The organism is Streptomyces triticisoli, from assembly GCF_003270085.1.
In the GTDB taxonomy this organism is placed as follows: Bacteria; Actinomycetota; Actinomycetes; order Streptomycetales; family Streptomycetaceae; genus Streptomyces; species Streptomyces triticisoli.
Map to the genome: position 1 here is coordinate 1 of NZ_QFDQ01000272.1, position 14,362 is coordinate 14,362.

Annotated in this window: 14 protein-coding genes and 4 pseudogenes; 8 read left to right on the plus strand and 10 right to left on the minus strand. The window is 67.9% G+C overall.

Going from position 1 to position 14,362, the window contains the following annotated elements; all coding sequences use genetic code 11:
- Positions 1-197: 197 nt before the first annotated feature.
- From DEP02_RS30825 to DEP02_RS30835, 3 genes are read right to left on the minus strand one after another with little or no spacing between them, the layout of a single operon-like run.
- Complete coding sequence (locus tag DEP02_RS30825; RefSeq protein WP_112470966.1) at positions 198-1,532, minus strand: MFS transporter; 1,335 nt, start codon at positions 1,530-1,532, stop codon at positions 198-200.
- Between the two features lie 48 nt (positions 1,533-1,580).
- Entirely contained in the window at positions 1,581-2,579 is a 999-nt protein-coding gene (locus tag DEP02_RS30830) for a PDR/VanB family oxidoreductase (protein WP_232839349.1), read from the minus strand.
- 7 nt (positions 2,580-2,586) lie between these two features.
- A complete protein-coding gene (locus DEP02_RS30835; protein ID WP_112470968.1) occupies positions 2,587-3,720 on the minus strand; it encodes an aromatic ring-hydroxylating dioxygenase subunit alpha in 1,134 nt (377 codons plus the stop codon).
- A 108-nt stretch (positions 3,721-3,828) separates the two neighbouring features.
- Between DEP02_RS30835 and DEP02_RS30840 the strand changes: the two genes are divergently transcribed.
- Positions 3,829-4,413: a PadR family transcriptional regulator gene (locus DEP02_RS30840; RefSeq protein WP_112470969.1), complete on the plus strand. Its 585-nt coding sequence runs from the start codon at positions 3,829-3,831 to the stop codon at positions 4,411-4,413.
- A 75-nt stretch (positions 4,414-4,488) separates the two neighbouring features.
- The gene (locus DEP02_RS35985) at positions 4,489-4,575 is read left to right on the plus strand and encodes a hypothetical protein (RefSeq protein WP_500300174.1); all 87 of its coding nucleotides are present in this window, start codon (positions 4,489-4,491) and stop codon (positions 4,573-4,575) included.
- 344 nt (positions 4,576-4,919) lie between these two features.
- On the opposite strand, the pseudogene DEP02_RS30850 reads toward DEP02_RS35985, so the two are convergent.
- The 3 genes and pseudogenes from DEP02_RS30850 to DEP02_RS30860 all read right to left on the minus strand — a co-directional run.
- Positions 4,920-5,378, minus strand: a pseudogene (locus DEP02_RS30850) (transposase); the annotation flags it as partial.
- A gap of 13 nt (positions 5,379-5,391) precedes the next feature.
- Positions 5,392-7,488 carry an ISAzo13 family transposase gene (locus tag DEP02_RS30855; RefSeq protein ID WP_112470970.1) on the minus strand — a complete coding sequence of 699 codons (2,097 nt, stop codon included), beginning with the start codon at positions 7,486-7,488 and terminating at the stop codon, positions 5,392-5,394.
- A 52-nt stretch (positions 7,489-7,540) separates the two neighbouring features.
- A pseudogene (locus DEP02_RS30860) lies at positions 7,541-8,367 on the minus strand (IS256 family transposase); the annotation flags it as partial.
- A gap of 112 nt (positions 8,368-8,479) precedes the next feature.
- Here DEP02_RS30860 and DEP02_RS33755 point away from each other — a divergent pair.
- Positions 8,480-8,644: a hypothetical protein gene (locus DEP02_RS33755; RefSeq protein ID WP_157977579.1), complete on the plus strand. Its 165-nt coding sequence runs from the start codon at positions 8,480-8,482 to the stop codon at positions 8,642-8,644.
- A gap of 191 nt (positions 8,645-8,835) precedes the next feature.
- Here the strand turns inward: DEP02_RS33755 and DEP02_RS30865 are convergent, their stop codons facing one another.
- Both DEP02_RS30865 and DEP02_RS33760 read right to left on the minus strand, forming a co-directional pair.
- A complete protein-coding gene (locus tag DEP02_RS30865) occupies positions 8,836-9,261 on the minus strand; it encodes a PaaI family thioesterase (protein WP_112470971.1) in 426 nt (141 codons plus the stop codon).
- The gene (locus tag DEP02_RS33760; protein WP_157977580.1) at positions 9,258-9,476 is read right to left on the minus strand and encodes a hypothetical protein; all 219 of its coding nucleotides are present in this window, start codon (positions 9,474-9,476) and stop codon (positions 9,258-9,260) included. The genes DEP02_RS30865 and DEP02_RS33760 overlap by 4 nt, the downstream gene beginning before the upstream one ends.
- A 595-nt stretch (positions 9,477-10,071) precedes the next feature.
- Here DEP02_RS33760 and DEP02_RS30870 point away from each other — a divergent pair.
- Entirely contained in the window at positions 10,072-10,329 is a 258-nt protein-coding gene (locus DEP02_RS30870; RefSeq protein ID WP_232839350.1) for a hypothetical protein, read from the plus strand.
- Between the two features lie 16 nt (positions 10,330-10,345).
- Positions 10,346-10,694: pseudogene (locus DEP02_RS30875) on the plus strand (YjbQ family protein); the annotation flags it as partial.
- An 81-nt stretch (positions 10,695-10,775) separates the two neighbouring features.
- On the opposite strand, the gene DEP02_RS30880 reads toward DEP02_RS30875, so the two are convergent.
- Positions 10,776-11,516 (minus strand): class I SAM-dependent DNA methyltransferase, encoded by a 741-nt coding sequence (locus DEP02_RS30880; RefSeq protein WP_198668674.1) that lies wholly within the window; start codon positions 11,514-11,516, stop codon positions 10,776-10,778.
- A 111-nt stretch (positions 11,517-11,627) separates the two neighbouring features.
- Here DEP02_RS30880 and DEP02_RS30885 point away from each other — a divergent pair, with 111 nt between their 5' ends.
- Together DEP02_RS30885 and DEP02_RS30890 are read left to right on the plus strand one after the other, a co-directional pair.
- Positions 11,628-12,605, plus strand: a complete 978-nt coding sequence (locus DEP02_RS30885; RefSeq protein WP_112470973.1) for a transposase family protein — start codon at positions 11,628-11,630, stop codon at positions 12,603-12,605.
- A gap of 116 nt (positions 12,606-12,721) precedes the next feature.
- Positions 12,722-12,922, plus strand: coding sequence for a hypothetical protein (locus DEP02_RS30890; RefSeq protein WP_112470974.1), 201 nt, complete (start codon positions 12,722-12,724; stop codon positions 12,920-12,922).
- Positions 12,923-13,192: 270 nt separating this feature from the next.
- Here the strand turns inward: DEP02_RS30890 and DEP02_RS30895 are convergent, their stop codons facing one another.
- Positions 13,193-13,564: a hypothetical protein gene (locus tag DEP02_RS30895; protein WP_112470975.1), complete on the minus strand. Its 372-nt coding sequence runs from the start codon at positions 13,562-13,564 to the stop codon at positions 13,193-13,195.
- Between the two features lie 336 nt (positions 13,565-13,900).
- Here DEP02_RS30895 and DEP02_RS34215 point away from each other — a divergent pair.
- Positions 13,901-14,029: pseudogene (locus DEP02_RS34215) on the plus strand (IS3 family transposase); the annotation flags it as partial.
- Positions 14,030-14,362: the final 333 nt, after the last annotated feature.

A 14,362-nucleotide genomic window follows, 5' to 3' on the forward strand; every position in this document is an offset into this window, starting at 1 on the left:
CGGGCAGTCGGCCTGGATAGCGATCAGTACCACGAACGAGCGATCACGAACCGAGAGGGAAGGGACTTAACGCCCTCTCAGAAAACCTCCAGCACCCCAGCTCAAACCACGCCCACCACACCAACTACGAACCCCGGAATCGCAGCGGGCCGACCGGGAACCCGATCGGCCTGCGTCGCGAGGAGACCGAGCAGAGGTCAGACGGCGAGTGCCTCCTTCGCCGTGGGACTGGACTCGGGGTCGTACCGGCGCAGGCCCACCAGGACGAGTGCGCAGACGGCGACCACCATGGCGGCTCCGACGTAGAGCTGCGTCGCGGAGGCACCTGCGTCCTTGAGCATGCCGGCGATGGTCGGGGACAGGATGGCGCCGATGCGTCCCATTCCGAGTGCCCAGCCCATGCCGACGCTGCGGATGTTGGCCGGGTAGAGCGGCGGACCGACGGTGTACGCACCAGCGATGCAGCCGTTGATCAGAGCACCGACGACGACGCCGATGCCGAACCCGAGCCACAGAGTCGAGGTGCTCACGATGAAGACGATCATCATCGCGGCAGAGAGCAGGGAGAACCCGATCAGCACCACCCGCGGCGTACGCACCCGGGCGGCGACGCCGTAGAGGACCGAGCCGACCGTGCCGCCGATCGAGATCGCCATCCCGGCGGTCACCGCCGCGCTCTCGGAGAGGCCCTCCTCGACCAGGAGCGTGGGGGTCCAGCTGTTGACGAAGTAGAAGCCGAACATGATCGTGATGAAGGTGAGCCAGAGCAGGATGGTCGGGGTCAGCAGCTGCTTGAGCCATCCCGAGCCGGCCCGCTGGGTGTCGATCCGGGTGGCGGCCGCCTGGTCGAGGTCGGTGTCGGTGACGGCCTCCATCCGCATCCGGGCCAGTGTCCGGTTGATCCGCTCCAGCGCGCCGCTCGGACGGCGCTGCTCGAGGAAGGCGACCGACTCGGGCAGGATGACGGCGATCACGACCAGGGCGAGCAGGGTCCCGACACCGCCGACGTAGAAGACGATGCGCCAGTCGCCGCCCACGACGGTCTTCGCGACCAGGCTCGCCATGGTGGCACCGATCCCGTACCCGGCGGTGTAGATGCCGATGGAGAGTCCGCGGTTCTTGGCGTTGGAGAACTCGCTGACGATCACATTGGTGCTGGCCAGGATGCCGCCGACACCGATCCCGGTGATGAGGCGGAAGATGCCCATCACGGTCACCGACGATGCCGTCGCCGCGCCGAACATGCCGATCGTGCCGAGGAGGAGGCTTATCAGGATCAGCGGGCGCCGACCGATGAGGTCGGCGAAGGGGGCGAGCAGCATCGAGCCGATCGCCATCCCGATCAGGCCGACCGAGACCAGCAGGCCGAACTCCGAGCCGCTGAGCGCGAACTCCTCGGTGACCGACGGCCCGGTGAAGGCGATCGCCATGACGTCGAAGCCGTCCAGGCAGTTCATGAAGGTGCAGAGAGCGACGATCAGCCATTGGTAGCCGCTCATCGGTGCTTGCGAGATGCGTGCGGTGATGTTCATGGGTGTCCAGATGGTGAGGGATCCGTGCGTACGCGGAGGTGCACCGGGTCAGGTGAGGCGGAGGGAGAGGACAGCGGGTTCGCCTGAGCCGCTGTTGGCTGCCACTGCTCGGGAGACGCACAGGCACAGCCTGTCCGAGCGTTCCTTCTGGGACTCGCTCAGGAAGACGTCGCGGTGGTCGATGGTGCCGGTGGAGTCGACCACCTTCGCCAGACACAGCCCGCACTCGCCCTTGCGGCAGTCCGAGAGTGTCTCGACGCCGGCTGCCTCGAGGGAGTCGAGGATCGACGTGTCGGGTGCGACGGTGATCTCCCGGTCGAGGTCGGGGATGCGTACCAGGAACTCCTCGGCCGGGTACCGGCCGCTGGAACCGAATGTCTCGAAGCGCAGGTTGGTCGCCGGCAGGTCGTGCCCGGCCCAGCTCCGCGAGATGGCGTTCATGAGCCCGATCGGGCCGCACATGTAGAGCTCGGTGCCCTCGGCGGCGGGTGTCCGGGCGATTCCGGCGATGAGATCGTCGACAGCCAGCGGGGTGCCCTCGTCGTCGACGTGGACACGGACGCGGTCGCCGTGCTCGGCGACCAGATCGTCGAGGTACGCCATCACGGCGCGGCTGCGACCGGCGAGCACCAGGTTGTAGTCGGCGCCGCGCCGGCGCAGCGCGGAGGCCATCGCCACCAACGCGGTGACGCCGATGCCGCCGGCGACGAGTACGTAGCGGGTGGCGCCGACCGCGAGCGGGAAGTTCTGCAGCGGACCGGTGACGGTCAGATCGTCCCCGACCTGCAGTCGGTGCATCGCCGCCGAGCCACCGGACGAGGTGGGGGAGAGCCGCACGCTGAGCGTCAGCCGGCGGCCGCCGTCCTCGGAGCGCACCACGGAGTAGGAACGCACCCCGCGGGCACCGTCCCCGATCCTGACGTCGATGTGTGTGCCGGGCGCGGCGTGCTCGGGCTGCTCGGGGGCCAGGACGATGCGGCGGATGCCGTCGGCGACGTCGGAGACCTCGACCACCCGGGCCCGCTGCCAGCGGGTCTGTGTCTGCACCGCCACCTCAGGCCCCCTGACCGGCGGCCGGCGCGGAGGAGGGGCGTCCCTCGGCCTTGAGCATGCGCTCGAGGATCTGGCGTACCCACATCCCGCCGGCGTCGATGTTGAGGCTGTAGAACTCGTGCTCGGGGTTGGCGTCGATGGCGCGCTGCTGGGCGCGCAGCATCTCCTCGTCCTCACCGAAGACCCCGTGCACCCCCTGGCGCAGCTGGGTGGTGATGGTCTGACTGTCCAGGCAGTAGTTGCGCATGAATGCCCAGAAGTAGTGGGAGGTGCGGTCGGTCTCGGGGGTGATCGTGTTCATCACGTACCCGTTGACGCCCTGGCTGCGATCACCCTCGGGCGCACCGGTACCCGCCTTCGCCACACCGACGTCGATGCAGATCGTGCCCGGCGCCTCGAACTTGATGATCTGCCAGCGGTCGACCTTGCCGGAGAAGCCCGGGAACCTGTCGCGCATGTTCTTCAGCCAGAACGGAGGGGCGTCGATGTCGCGCATCCACCGGGTGACGGTCACTGTGTTGCCCTCATGAGTCACGTCGAACTCGGCCTCGGACAGCTCCTCCTGGCCGATGCTCGAGGAGTGCACGAACTCCTCGTGGGTGAGGTCCATGAGGTTGTCGAGGATGAGCTGGTAGTTGCAGTCGGCGTGGATCGTCTCGCCGTCGCCGGCCCAGGCCGGGTCGTCCATCTGGTGCATGTCGGGCACGGCGGTCGGGTCGGCCAGGTCCGGATCACCGACCCAGACCCAGACATACCGATAGCGTTCGACGACGGGGTAGGAGGGGACCACCGCGCTGGGGTTGATCGTCTCCTGCGCGGGCATCACGGTGCAGCGACCGGCCGCGTTGTAGCGCAGACCGTGGTAGGGGCACTGCAGCTCGTCGCCCAGGATCTTGCCCTTCGACAGCGGCGCCAGCCGGTGCCAGCAGGCGTCCGCGAGGGCAACCGCGCGGCCCTCGGTGTTGCGCCACAACGCCAGCGGTACGCCGGCGATCGTGCGGGCCAGCGGCTGCTTGCCGGTGACCTCGTGGTCCCAGGCGGCGACGTACCAGGCGTTGCGGGGGTAGTTGAAGATCTTCGCGGCTGCGGTGGCCGGTGGTGCGGTGTCCGCCAGAGGGGAAGCGGTACGAGGCATGGGGACTCCCTATGAAGAGAGGTATGTGTTGTGCGGGCCACAAACTAACTATGGATATAGTTAGATGGCAAGGGTGAGTAACCTGACCGGTCTGGAAGGGGAGGTGCCTTGTCGCTGCGTTACGCGCTGATCGCGCTGCTCACCGGTCGCCCGATGACCGGGTACGACATCTCGAAGAGCTTCAGTCGCTCGGTGGCTCATGTCTGGCACGCCCCGGACTCCCAGATCTATCCCGAGCTCAACCGGATGGAGCGCGACGGGCTGCTCACCTCGGTCGAGGTGCCCTGGGGCAAGAAGGGGACGAAGAAGGAGTACCACGTCACCGACGCCGGCCTCGCCGACTTCCGGGCGTGGATGGAGTCCCCGCTGACGCCTCAGCGACAGCGCGACCCGGCGTATCTGAAGGCGGCCTACTTCGACTTCGCCGACCCCGCGTCGGTGCGTGAGCAGCTCCGGCAACAACAGGCGTACTGGGAGGAGCAATTGAGCATGCTCGAAGGCACCCGGGCCACGCTCGTCGACCGCACCCACCCCACCCTCGCGGCCCGCCTGTCCAAGCTGACCGAGCGCGAGGCCGAGTTCGCGGTGCGCTACAAGGTGTACGCCTACGACGGCCTCATCGCCCGCGCCCGCACCGAGCTGGCCTGGATCGCGGACGGTTTCGCGCTCGTCGACGAGCTGTACGACTCCTGACTCCCGAAATCGCCGAGCCGCCGTTTCGGCCCTGCCTACAGATAGCCGACCCTTCCCGGCCACACCCTCGTTTGGATCGGGAACCAGCGGAGCCGGGCCGCGACGCTGTCGCCGGAACGGGTGGAGCAGCTCGCCGCCATCGGCATGCGCTGGACGACATAGAGGGCGCGCAGGTGGACAGCTTGCCTCGGGCGAAGCTGACTGCTGAATGCGTCAGGTCGCCGACGACTCGTTCGATATGGCTGTAGGCAGGGTTCGTATCCGTAGCAGGCCGCCTATGCCGCCCGGTGAGAAGAGTCTGCCGCCCGGTGAGAAGGCTGATGCTGTCACGTGGCCGCTGTGACCGATCTGCGGACTGGGAAGCTCAGTCCAGGTGGCTGTTTCCCAGATGCTGAAGCGGAAGTCCGGCTCCTCCGGGGCGTTGGAGACCCGGTCGCCGCTGATGGCTACGAGGATGCGTCCGTCCCGGGGAGAGTAATAGTCAAGACTTGTGGGTGAGTTGAGTTTCAGGCGGCGGCTTCGGGCCGTTCGACGAGGTGGCCGTTTTCGAAGCGGGCGCCGGAGCGGACGAGGGCGACGAGGTGGGGTGCGGTGATTGCCCGCCAGCGGGCCTGGGTGGCCTCGGCGAGCTTGAACACCATCGCCAGCGCGGCGGCCGGGCTGCCCGCGCCCCGGGGGACCTTCGTCCGCAGCCTGACCGTGGCGAACGTGGACTCGATCGGATTCGTGGTCCGCAGATGGATCCAGTGCTCGGCCGGGAAGTCGTAGAACGCCAGCAGCTCGCCCAGGTCGTCGATGATCTTCTTCACCGCCTTGGGCCACTTCGCCCCATAGGCCTTCTCGAACGCGCGGGCGGCCCGCTCGGCATGGGCCCGGTCCTCGGCGTTGTAGATCTCCTGCAGGGCCTTCTTCGCTCCAGGCTGCGCGGACTTCGGCAGTGCGTTCGACACGTTGCGGGTCTTGTGAAGCCGTAAAGAATCAACTTGTCGGTGTGTCGGGGTCCTGTGCGGCGGCGAGGAGTTCGGTGGCGGTGCGGTAGCGGGTGGTGGCCGGAAGTGGGAGAAGTCCGCCTTCGGCAAGCAGGGGCCGGATCTCGCGGACGACGTTCCCGATCGAGGACCTGCTCACGTCCCCCAGCGCGTCGGCGAGGATGTCCAGGGTGCACAGTTTCCGCAGGTAGAGGATGGCGACGACGACGCGTTCTCTGTCGCCGAGCTTCTGCGGGAAGACGCCGCCGCGGCTGCCCGGCTGGCGATCGGCACCCCGGCGCTGGTAGGAGGCACGTTCGACCTGGGCAATCTGGCGTGGGGCGAGGCGGCGAGCGAGCGCATTCAGCTCCGTGCGGGACATGCCGGTAAGCCGCGGATGGGACAGGCTTTCCATGATCCGGGTGCGCGGCGGGGTCTTGTCGGTGTCGAGGAAGGCCATCAGCGTGTGCGCCGTGGTGAACCGGCTGGGGGCGTAACCGGGCTGGTGGCCGTGGTCCTCCAGGACACGGCGGGTCTCGGCGACGAGGTGGCCGATGCAGGTGGGGGTGACCTCCAGCATGTCGCCCAGCAGCTTCATCGAGCAGACCTGGCGCTGGTAGAGGAGGGTGAGCATCACCCGGGTGGCGTCATCGAACAGCGGCTTGGCCCGCTGGTTTCCGGTGGCGCGCCGGGCGCGTCCGCCGCGCTGCTCGCTGTAGCGTTCCTGGGCCCGGGCGGCCTGCAGTGGGGCCAACTCAGCGCATAATTCTGCGAGTTCCGTGCCACTCAGCCCGGTCAGGCGTGGGTCCGCGAGACGGGTGACAAGTTCGCGGCGGCGGTCGGCGACGCCGTGTGCCTCGCCGGCGGGCGACACCTGTGGCGCAGAGGGTTCGGGCAGCAGGGCGTAGTTCCACTGGCCGTGAACCTCATGCCGGACCAGCGGCAGCGCGGCGAAGCGGTCCTTGCTGATCGCGATGCCGGTGGGGTAGTCACCGGGATCCAGGTGGGCCTCGACGCGCAGACCAGCCCGGGTGCGGGTGGCGGCGATCGTCTCGATGACGACTTCGTGGCTGGTCAGCGGCCTGCCTCGCCAGTTGCGGGTGATGTGTGAGAACAGCCGGTGCTCGATTTTGTTCCACTTGCTCGTGCCCGGAGGAAAGTGACACACCGTAATTGTCAGGCCCGTCTCGGCGGCCAGGGCAGCCAGTTCGCTCTTCCAGACTCGGTAGCGGTAGCCGTTGGAGCCGCCCGCGTCCGAGGTGATCAGCAGTCGTGACGCTTTCGGGTGGTCGAGGCTGCCGCGACAGCGCCACCAGCGGCGGATGGACTCGACCGCGAAGACCGACGTGTCGTGATCAACACCGACGTTGACCCAGCCGGTGTTGCGGGCGATGTCGTAGATCCCGTACGGGATCGCCTGCTGAACGTCCGGGCCGCTGAAGAAGAAATGATGGTCCTCCACCTCGACCGGCTCGCCCCTGGGCCGCCACTCGCGGCCGGCCATGGGCAGCCGTCCGATCTGCTCTCGCTTCTTGGTGTCCACGCTGACCACCGGCTCGCCGTCGGCCTGGTGCTGCTTGACCTGCTCGTTGATGTAGCGGAACTGGGCATCCCGGTCGGGATGCTGGGCACCCTCGAGGGTCTTGACGTTCGCCTGCAGGCTGAAGCCCTCCTGCTTGAGTAGCCGGCCCACCGTCGGCGCGGACACCGGGTGCCCCTGCCGGGTCAGCTCCTCGGCCAGGTTGCGCAGCGACTTCGTCGTCCACCGCAGCGGAGACTGAGGATCTCCCCGCTCGTCCGGCTCGACCAGGCCCAACAAGGTTTTGAGCAGGGCAGGATCGTTGGCTTCAGCCCGCTTGCGGCCTCCGCCTGGTGCACGCACCCGGCCGTCCGGCAGCGGCCCGGCACCCGCTTCCAGCTCCGATACTCCACGACGCACGGTCGTCTCGCTGACCTGCGCGATCCGCGCTACCGCCCGGACGCCGCCGTGCCCGAGCAGCCGGGCCTCGGTAGCCAGGGCCAGCCGCCGCTGCCGCTCGTTCAAGTGCGGCAACAACGCCAAGAATCTGCATTGGAGTTGGGAACAGATCTCCTCCGGAACCGCCATACCCTGACAACGAGCCCGTCCCGGTAAAGCAGCACCTTGATTCTTTACGGCTTCTGTGAACCCAACACCTCTGGTGCCTGGCCTGCGGAAACACCTCCGCCAGGGCCCGCCACAGGCCCATGGCCCCGTCGCCCACGACGAGTTCCGGATCGCGCATGCCGCGCCGGCGGCAGTCCCGCAGCAGGTCGGCCCAGGACTCGGTCGACTCCCGCAGCCCCTCGGCCAGGGCGATCAGCTCCTTGGTGCCGTCCAGGCGCACGCCCATCAGGACCAGGACGCAGGAGTGGGCCTGACCGAGACGGACCCTGGGGTGGACGCCGTCGGCCCACACGTAGACGTAGTCGCTCTCCGACAGGTCGCGTCGCTGGAAGGCGGCGTGGTCGTCCTGCCACTGCTTCGTGAGCCGGTTCACCGTGGCCGCCGACAGGCCGGCCGCGGAGCCGAGGAACTGCTCGAGCGCGGGCACGAAGTCGCCGCTGGACAGTCCGTGCAGGTAGAGCAGCAGGAGTACCTCGCTGACTTTCGGGGACTTGCGGCACCACGGCGGCTGGGGGCACCTCCCGGCCGAAGGCTGGGGGAGATCTTCGACGAGAACCGCTGCCGTTCACCACTCGCCTCGTCGACGCGGCGGTCGTTCACCCGCGGCGCCCGCACCTCGACCGGCCCGGCCGCCGTGGTCACGGTCCGCGGGCGGTGGTGCCCGTTGCGCACCACCAGACGCCGCCCGCGTTCGTCCCGCTCTGCCGCCAACTCAGCTATGTACTGGTCGACTTCCGCCTCCAGCGCGGCGGCGAGCATCCGCCTGGCGCCCTCCCGCACGATCTCGTCGATCAGGGAACCGGCGGACGTGGTGCCGTCTTCGTTGACTACGCTGAGCACGGGCGTGCCTTCCCGACCCGCGCTGCGAACGCGGGCCTGACTTGGTGACCATCACAGGATCATTCGGGAAGGTACGCCCTTCGCATGCCTTCCCGGGGACGATCCACAAGTCATGAGCATTGCTCGCACCGCGCTGATCCTCTCCATAGCCGTCGTCAGCGGCATCGGAATCGGGGTGCTGACCTTCTTCGCTGAGAAGTCCTACCCCAAGGCGGTCCGCGCCGGGATCTTCGCTGCCGCGACCTGCGCCGCAGGGCTGCACGCACTGATCGAGTGACCATCGGTGGGCCGAGCAGACCGCCCTGCTCGGCCCACCATCTCTTGGGCATCAAACGGTGCTGAAATCACGTGGTCCCGTTGCTGCCGCGTACGTCCTCCGGCAAGGTGAAGAAGCACATATTGCGCGAACAGGTACAGACCGGCCCGTGACGCACCTGGCGCCATGGGCCGGTCAACTGCCCAGTTGTCTCAGTCCTCTTGCTTGCCCGCGCTCACGATCGTCCCCTGCGCCACGGCGACCAGGCGCTCCTCCCCCTGCTCCGAGGCAACGTAGACCAAGCACTGGCACACGGCCTGACTCCGGGTTGTGGCGGTCGCCTTGGCGCGGGCGATAGCGAGGGCGCCGACTGCCGGCCGAACGTAGTTGATCTTGTATTCGGCGGTGAGCGCATCGCGGCCGAGGGCGAGTCCTCCGGCGAAGGTCAGCGCGTTGTCGGCCAGGTAGCTGAGGACTCCTCCGTGTACGAAGCCGTGCTGCTGTTGGATCTCGGGCCGGTTGATGAGGCGGATCTCGGCCGAGTCGGGCCCCACGGAGGTGAGTTCGGCACCCAGGAACATACTGAACGGCTGGGCCTGGAAGATGCTGTGCGCAAAACCGGTGAGGTCCATGGTCATGAGTGCCGTCCTGTCGCTCGGGGGGTGGTGGGGGTGGCCGCGTCCGGGTCGGTGAGCCGCTCGTCGATGGTGTGCTGGAACATCGCGAGCAGGCCCTTCGCCAGTCCCAGGACATGGTGGTCGCTGCCGCCGTGGGTGCGCAGTTCTGCGGCAGACGCCTGCAACCCCGTTTCAAAGGAGCCCTGACCAGCTGTATCACCCCATGGATCCACCATCGTCGCCCCCTCCCTGTCGGCAGGGTTCACGCTATACGCGGTGAAGAGAAGTTCCGTGAAATCCAGCAGACTTGAGTGCAGAACGCTACATATCACTGCACGCGGCTGTCTGTGCAGCAGCGTAGAAGCTTCTTCGCGCTGTGCTGGGCTGCGGGGATCTCTGCGGTGAACTGACGGCAGACACCACCTTGGCCAAGCGGAGGCCCGGACCAGGTGGTCCGGGCCTCCGCAATGCCTCGGAAGTTTCTCTCCAGTCGCTGCTGTCCGGGTGCCGGCTACCGGCCCTACGGGGTGAGGAAGCCGATCCCGCAAGGACGAGACGCAAGCATCTGAGACCTGTCACTGCCCCGCCCACCAAGCCGAACACACCCCGAAGACAGTACTGATGACTACCCACCACACACCCAGGGCAACACCCGCGCCGATCGCCGCTACGCTGAACACGCCCACCCTGGGCCGGGCCGAAGCTCCACAGGGACGCTCTCAGGCAGAGAGCAGCAGGACCGCCGGCCGCGAGGCGCGCGCCACCCCCACGCGGACGACACCACCACAGGTGTCCGCCGTCTCTGTTCCTCCGCCTCGTAGGAGACTCCCGATGTCTCGGGACCCGCACCCGCACTCCCCCATATCCGCCCGACCCGAACCGCCCGATTCGCCCAGCACGGGGCTGCCGTCCGAGGCGCCGCCGCTGCTATCGGTGCACGCCGCCGTGGTCTTCCTGGCGGCCGTCATCATCGGCCTCGTCATGGGCGGGCTCATGTTCCTCCATGAGAAGTCCGTGCCCGCGGCCGTTGCGACGGGCCTAGGTTGCTGCGGACTCAGCGTTCCCGTGCTCCACAAGCTGATCGGCTGACCGGCGGTGGGATCGGATGCATCTGCTGCGTCCGACCCCACCGCCTTACGACCTCGCCCGCGATTGTGAGAGTTTCCTCCGCAAGGCGGCGGCAGGCCGCGACGGCCTTCTGAACGTCTTCGTGCCGCACGCCACGACCGGCGTGGTGATCATCGAGACGGGCGCCCAGCGACGACGACCTCCTGGACGCTCTCTCTGCACACCCTTCTGCCCGCCGACGACCGCTGGCAGCACCCCACGGCAGCCTCGGCCACGGCCGCGACCACGTCCTCCCGGCCCTCGTCGCGCCCCACGCGGCTCTGCCGGTCATCGGCGATCGGCTGGAACTGAGGACATGGCAGTCGGCGTGCCAGGTGGATACGCACCTGCGACGGCGGGGTACCTCCCACCGTCGTGGCTTTTTCATCGTGCCCGGCCTGGTTGATGCGCGGGACCAGGGGGCTGCCTCAGGCTGGCTTGCGCCACACGGAGATGTGCTTCGCGGAGTCCTGGGTGAACGACGCCCCGTCCCAGTCCGCGACGCGCCGTTCCAGCTCGAGCCCCGCGATCCGTGCCATCAGGTCGAGCTCCGCCGGCCACGCGTACCGGTGCCGGGAGTTGCCGCGGCGGTAGCGGCCGTCTTCGCCGTCGCGGGTGAGGTGGTGCGAGACGAGAATCTGCTCGACCAGGTCGAAGGTGTCGAAGCCGAGATGCCGCTCGGAGACGTCGAACGGCACTGCGACCTGCCCGGGCGGCAGGAACCGCAGCGGCGGCACGCCCAGCTCGATGACGAATCGGCCGCCAGGCGTCAGGTGACGTGCGGCGTTGCGGAAGCACTCGACCTGCTCATCCTGGGTGAGCAGGTTCGTGATCGTGTTGTAGACGAGATAGACCAGGGTGAACTCGCCGGGGACGACGGTCGTGGCCATGTCCCCGATGGCGACCGGGAGCATGTCCTCGTCGATCTTGCGCCGCAGGACCGCTGTCATGTGTTTGGACAGTTCGATGCCCGCAACGGGCACGCCGCGTTCCCGGAGCGGGACGCCCACTCGTCCGGTTCCGATGGCGAACTCCAGTGCCCGGCCGTCTCCGGCGAGTTCGGTGAGGAAGGCGAGGGTCGGTCCGAGAACAGCGGATGAGGACATCTCGCTCTCCTCAGCGTCGTAGCGGTCGGCGGTCGCACGGGTCCATAGCTCACTGCTCGTCACGGGCGGCCACTTTGCCGGGCGCGGCGGGGAGCTGTCCATGTATTTACGACCTGACCCATGCTTGCGGCGCAGTGGCCGTGACGTGATGGCGGCCGCGCGGGTTCTTCGAGTGTGACCAAGAAGTGGGCCCGCGCGGCCTTGTCCCATCCTGCCTTCACCGGGCTGTCCCGCCAACATCTCGGCGAGTTGCTCGAAGAGCTCGCTTCGCGCTGGGAGGCCCGGTGCGAGTCCGGGCGCCGGGAACGACGCGGCTCCGCGCGCCGCCGGCAACGCGGAGCGGGCCCGAAGTACGAACTCCCCTTCGTCGACAGGCTCGTGGTCACCCTCGTACATCTCCGGACCGAGCTGACCTACCAAGCGTTGGGCATCCTGTACGAGGTCGGCTCCTCCACGATCGGCCGAGCCGTGACCGAGGTCCGTCCGCTGCTGGCCGCACGCGGCTTCGCCGTCCCCGAACGCCCCGGTCTGCGCCTGCGAACCCTGGAGGACGTGTTCGCCTACGCCGAGGCCGAGGGCGTCACCTTGCGCATCGATGGCATGGAGACCCATGTCCGCCGCCCCAGGGCACACCGCCCCGGACGCCGTGCGTTCGTGTCCGGCAAGAAGAAGCAGAACACCATCAAGACCACCACCGTCAGTGACGGGCAGGGCCGCACCCTGTGGAACGGAGCCGACCGGCCCGGCCGCATGCACGACCAGACCGCGATGCGCACCGAAGGGATCGTCGAGCAGTTCCGCCTCCACCCTGGCGTCAAGGCCGAGGTCGACGACGGCTACCGGGGCCTGGCGAACGAGTTCCCAGACCAGGTCAGCGCCCCGCCGAAGAAGGCCAAGGACGACGCACCCGAGGGCGACAAGCGAGCCTGGCGCGAAGCCAAGCGCCGCCAGTCCTCCTCCCGCATCCCGGTCGAGCACGCCAACGCCGAGATGCGCCACTGGCGGCCGCTGCAGCGCTTCACCGGCCGCCGCGAAGACTACGCAGAGACCCACCGCGCCATCGCGAGCCTGGTCTCTGACCGTGCCGCCCGACGGGCCACCCGGCCCATCCACAGCACCGAACTGGCGCTCGCCCGACAGGCCGCCTGCTGATCATCCACCAGCCGAACCGCCGGGCGAGCACGCCCGCGCCTCAATCGTGGGAAAGGTCGTTACTCGGATGTCAAGCGGCTTGGAGCTCGTGGGCGTGGCCGCCGTGGAGGCGATGAATGTCGGCGCGCTTCGCTGTGATCCCCTACGAGCCGATCGCGGTCAGCATCGCCGCGGACCAGATCGCCACCACGTTCGGCACACCGAATCCGGTCGCGTACAACGAGCGGGCGAACGTCACCCCGTTCGTGGTCCGTCGGTTCATCGCGCACAGCCTGCTGACGGATCTCAGGGGCAACATGGCCTGCCGCCCGGCGTGATCTTGGATGGCGAAGCCGTTGCATGTCGCCGTCGCCGACGGCAATGCGCGGGTTAGCTTCGCCGCGGTGCAGTCCCGCGCGCTGTCCCGACTCCGCCGTGCGAGAGGGCTCGCCGACCAACACCCGGCGATGCCGGTGATATCCGACATCCTGACTCATCCTGTAGTAGGCCTTCCTGGCCTTCAGCCGCATCCGTACGTGGAGCGCCGCATTCTCTGGGGATAACACGACCGTCTTTGTAAACGTCGGGCGGACCGCTGCAGCCCGAGGTCAGTCCGCGTACATGAAGATCAGGCACAGAGCCGCGACCGGCACAACGGACGCGCCGAGCAGCGTCAACACTGCCGGGACCGCCGCCGCCAGCCGCTCCTTGCCCTTGCGCCGGCCTGAGCGGAACACCACGCGGGCCAAGATGAGCGGTAGCGTCACGAGGGCGAGAAAGATCACCGGAGCCAAGAGCCGACTGAACGCGGTGGTGCCGCTGTCAGTGACCAGATGCCAAGCGGTCATACCGAAGACCACTGCCGGGCCGACCAGCAGGCCGAACGAGAGGACCGACGCCACGCCGACGATCAACCCTTCGGTCAGCCGCTCGGCACGCGCACGCTCCCGGCGCACTTGCGTCATCCGGCTGTCTTCCATGCCCGTTCCCCCGTTGTCGCAGTTCGATGTCGCCAGCGCTCCGGTGGAGCCGCTCAGTTTGTGGTCGGCAGAAAACGACAGCGCAAAGGCCCAAGGCTGCGAACACGATGATCGCACGGTCCCACCGACCCGCCTGGACCTCACACCCTTACAGGATCAGGACAGGCACAAGCCGGAGGGCAAAAAACCGGACGAAATCCGCGGACCCACAACGACCGGACGACGGCAGACCGGACCGCGGCACCGCGCCAGGATTGGGGCGAGCGCGGCGAGGGACGGACCAGGTCGCAGTGCTCAAGCTGGCGGGGCGGGGGCGATTTCCTTGGTCATGACGAGCTGCGGATCGCGATCGTGACCTGGATCGAACGCACCTACCACCGTCGACGGCGCCAGATACGGCTGGGCCGATTGACTCCCGTCGAGTACGAGACCATCATGACCCCTCACACAGCACTCGCTGCGTAAACCCCGACTGTCACCCGATCACGCAGCGGTCCCCTCGCCTGGAGGAACGCGCCTTGGCGGTCCATGAGAAAGCTCGTCTCGTGCACTGGCTTGACTGATCCCCCTGACTTGAAGGCCGCGTCCAGTCCTATCGGTGCTCGGCGGGACGGGAGTCCGCGCGTTGGCCTACCAACGCCACGACTGCAGGTGGCGACGCAGCCTGGTCAGCGTCCTTGGCCTGTCCCCGGGAACGGTTCTGGCTCCTGGCTCGCGGCAGATTCCCTGCTCGCCGCCCACCCCTGTAATCAACTCCGTTTGCTTCATTGACATTTCACTCAGAAGACGTACCGTTGG